At 43.2% G+C, this 3,474-nt stretch carries 3 protein-coding genes; 1 reads left to right on the top strand and 2 read right to left on the bottom strand.

The genetic code is table 11. The features are described 5' to 3' along the window. Positions 1-78: 78 nt before the first annotated feature. The gene (locus AABK37_RS40840; protein WP_432557090.1) at positions 79-1,245 is read right to left on the bottom strand and encodes a hypothetical protein; all 1,167 of its coding nucleotides are present in this window, start codon (positions 1,243-1,245) and stop codon (positions 79-81) included. Positions 1,246-1,404: 159 nt separating this feature from the next. On the opposite strand from AABK37_RS40840, the gene AABK37_RS40835 reads away from it, so the two are divergent. Further along, on the top strand, positions 1,405-2,598 hold the full coding sequence (locus AABK37_RS40835; RefSeq protein WP_432557089.1) for a Coenzyme F420 hydrogenase/dehydrogenase, beta subunit C-terminal domain: 1,194 nt from the start codon (positions 1,405-1,407) through the stop codon (positions 2,596-2,598). A 406-nt stretch (positions 2,599-3,004) separates the two neighbouring features. Here the strand turns inward: AABK37_RS40835 and AABK37_RS40830 are convergent, their stop codons facing one another. Further along, positions 3,005-3,370, bottom strand: coding sequence for a hypothetical protein (locus AABK37_RS40830; protein WP_432557088.1), 366 nt, complete (start codon positions 3,368-3,370; stop codon positions 3,005-3,007). Positions 3,371-3,474 lie beyond the last annotated feature (104 nt).

Below are 3,474 nucleotides of genomic sequence, written 5' to 3'. Positions count from 1 at the left end.
TGATTACTTCAATCGAACGATGGCTAAACCTTTCAAATGGACTTATAAGGGTAAGGTGCTGGCTATTTAATGGTCGGTCTATTTCCGCCACCCTGTACTAGTAAGGATTTTAGCGTCGGGACTGAAACCAACAGACAAAACTGCATCTGAATGTCCATTCAAGGTAGGTTTGATTGTTCCTGTGTAGCGTCCCCAAAGTCTAATAGTTTTATCAGCACTACCACTAGCAATAATTTTTCCATCAGGGCTGAAAGCAACTGAATAAACAAAGCCATTATGACTGTAGGGAGAATTTAAATAAAAAAATGTCCTGATAAATTTTCTTGTATCTAGCTGCCAACTGCTGATTTTGCGATCTACACTGCCACTAGCAAGAATTTTTCCATCAGGGCTGATGGCAACAGATAAAACTGCCTCTGCTTGTCCAGAGAAAGTATAAAGCCATTTTCCTGTTTTTAAGTCCCACAGGTTAACTTGTCTGTCATCACTGCCACTGATAAAGGTATTACCATCGGGACTAATAGCGATCGCATTGACTGCGGCTGAGTGACAATGAAGTGTTTGTACACATCTCCAAGTTTCAGATACTTGGGTGTTGAGGGATATTACTTCTTCTGTATTGAAAGCAGAGGTTTTCGGGGTTATAGATGGCGAGGAATTTGATATTGTAGGATTATGTCTTTCCGCCTTGAGCGCTTGTAACTCATCTTCGACTTCCAAGGCTGCAAATTGTTGGTTGAGATCCTCCCCAGATAAAAATAAATCTAACTCGATAACTGCTGCGGAATAAAAATCCATCTGCAAGACTTTTTCTTCCATTCGCTCAAAAAGCTGCGCGGGAGTTTCACTAATTTCGGATTCGTCTAACAGTTTGGCAATACCGTAGGCTGCAAGTCCAACCACTGCACCAACTCCTGCCATCGGTACTGTGCCAATACCAAATGCCAAACCTATTTTTGGTGCTACTAATCCCATACCACCAATGACGTTAGAAACGCCAGCACCGCCGATTGCACCAATTCCCATTGTACCGAAAGCCGCAGCATCTCCTTGTGCGATCGCATTAATTGCACCATAAGCAGCTGCACCAGCAACAGCGCCAGCACCAACTACAGGAACTGTTCCAATTCCAACTGCTCCAAATCCTCCTGCTAATCCCATCCCACCCACTGCTGCGGAAACACCAGCGCCTCCTACGGCTCCTCCAGCTATGAATGCTGCTCCTGTTCGGGAAGTTTGTGTCACTTGTTTGAATTTTAAGTAATATTAGTTACTTACAGCTTATACTTGGTAAATTTTTGCAGATTCCGAGAAATCAATGAAATCTTGCTTTTTATTCTTAAATTTTGTGTAAAGTGCAGCCTTCCGCTATCTTAGGTTTTTAGTTAACAAACTGCGCTTAACATGACTTCAGTTTCTCCTCACAAAAAAGCTAAGGCTCTCAAACCCTCTAGCCGTCGTCCTGCTAAAGAACTTTGTAGCGAGTGCGGACTCTGCGATACATATTACATTCACTATGTCAAGGAAGCCTGCGCTTTTATTAATCAGCAAATAGGCGAACTTGAAGAAGAAACCCATGAGCGATCGCGCAATCTCGACAATCCCGATGAACTATACTTTGGTGTTCATCAACACATGACCGCAGCCCGCAAACAGCAGCCCATCGCCGGCGCACAATGGACGGGAATTGTTAGCAGCATTGCCATTGAAATGCTCAATCGCGGCATAGTTGAAGGCGTTGTTTGCGTACAAAACACCAAAGAAGACCGCTTTCAACCGATGCCAATCATCGCCCGAACCGCAGAAGAAATACTAGCAGCACGAGTAAATAAACCAACACTATCACCTAATCTTTCCGTCTTGGAACAGATAGAAAAATCGGGGATGAAGCGACTGTTAGTAATTGGGGTTGGTTGCCAAATTCAAGCATTACGAGCCGTCGAAAAACAACTTGGGTTAGAAAAGTTGTATGTTTTAGGAACACCTTGTGTTGATAATGTCAACCGTGCCGGACTGCAAAAATTCTTAGAAACCACCAGCCGATCGCCTGAGACAGTCGTACATTACGAATTCATGCAAGACTTCCGAGTTCACTTCAAACATGAAGATGGCTCAACAGAAACCGTACCATTCTTTGGCTTAAAAACCAATAAACTCAAAGATGTTTTTGCCCCTTCCTGCATGAGTTGCTTTGATTACGTCAATTCCCTGGCAGATTTGGTAGTCGGTTACATGGGCGCACCCTTCGGCTGGCAGTGGATTGTAGTCAGAAATGATACAGGCAAAGCAATGCTCGACTTAGTGAAAGACCAGCTAGAAACCCAGCCTGTGATGTCGCAGGGAAACCGGAAAGAAGCCGTACAACAAAGCATTCCCGCTTACGATAAAGGCGTTACCCTGCCCATGTGGGCGGCAAAATTGATGGGAGTCGTGATTGAAAAAATTGGTCCCAAAGGATTGGAATATGCGCGTTTTTCGATTGATTCTCACTTTACTCGTAATTATTTATACGTGAAGCGCAATCATCCAGAGAAGTTAGATGCACATGTTCCGGAGTTTGCCAAGCGTATTGTCGGGCAGTATAAATTGCCGGAATAATACTTGTTTTATGAGAGTAAATTAGAGATGCTTTTTGTTGGGACACGATAATATCGTGTCCCTATTTTTTATCTGAACAAATGATAATTTTTATCAAATTTAGTCTGGAATGCGATCGTTATAATTTGTATCCATAACTGTTTTCATGTAGCTAAAATACAACGCAACTCAATGGAACGTTGCTCTGTTACCGGCGGGAATCGTTGTGCATTAATCTCTGCCAAATTATACAGCAGATTGCGTTGTTATTAGATACACATAGAGACGTTCTGGCGTAGCGTCTCTACAGGGTTTTGGGTTTTACGCACATACCTCATTTACCTGAAATCTGCTGTAACCTCACCCCGACAAAGCTGTGCTTTATCTCCCCCCTCCTTATTAAGGAGAGGGGAAGGGAGTTCAAAGTTTAAGAGCTAAATATGATCCATGCGTTTATTCTAGGGTCGTACCCATAATTGCCCGATGGTCTCTCTTGTTGATATCCACCGTTAGATAACTGAAAAACATCATAGTCGCGATGAAGAAGTTCTTCTGGTTGTGGTATTGGCTGGAATCTACTGTTTTGGTTATAGAAGTACCACCCGCTAGATGGATTCCAGGCATAGATATAACCTTTTTGACTGGAAAACAGGCTAAAAACAAAGTTTTTCTGCGGTTGTTTCGCAGGTTGTGGCGCACTCGCTCTAGCAGCAACCCGGTTAAAACCCCATGAGCCAAATGCACTTAATGCTCCTGTACCTATAGCCTTGGCAGCCCAAGTAAGGGCTCTCATTCTGGGAGCATCCCATTTTGGCAGATTTACTAGTGATGGCAAAATAGAGGGAAATATATAAGCCGCATATCAAAGTGATGACTCAAGAAAAGCAAGCACGTCTA

This window comes from Tolypothrix sp. VBCCA 56010, assembly GCF_050875635.1.
Taxonomy (GTDB): domain Bacteria; phylum Cyanobacteriota; class Cyanobacteriia; order Cyanobacteriales; family Nostocaceae; genus Hassallia.
The sequence above is the reverse complement of the archived record's forward strand: the minus strand, read 5'-3'. Positions and strand labels throughout refer to the sequence as shown.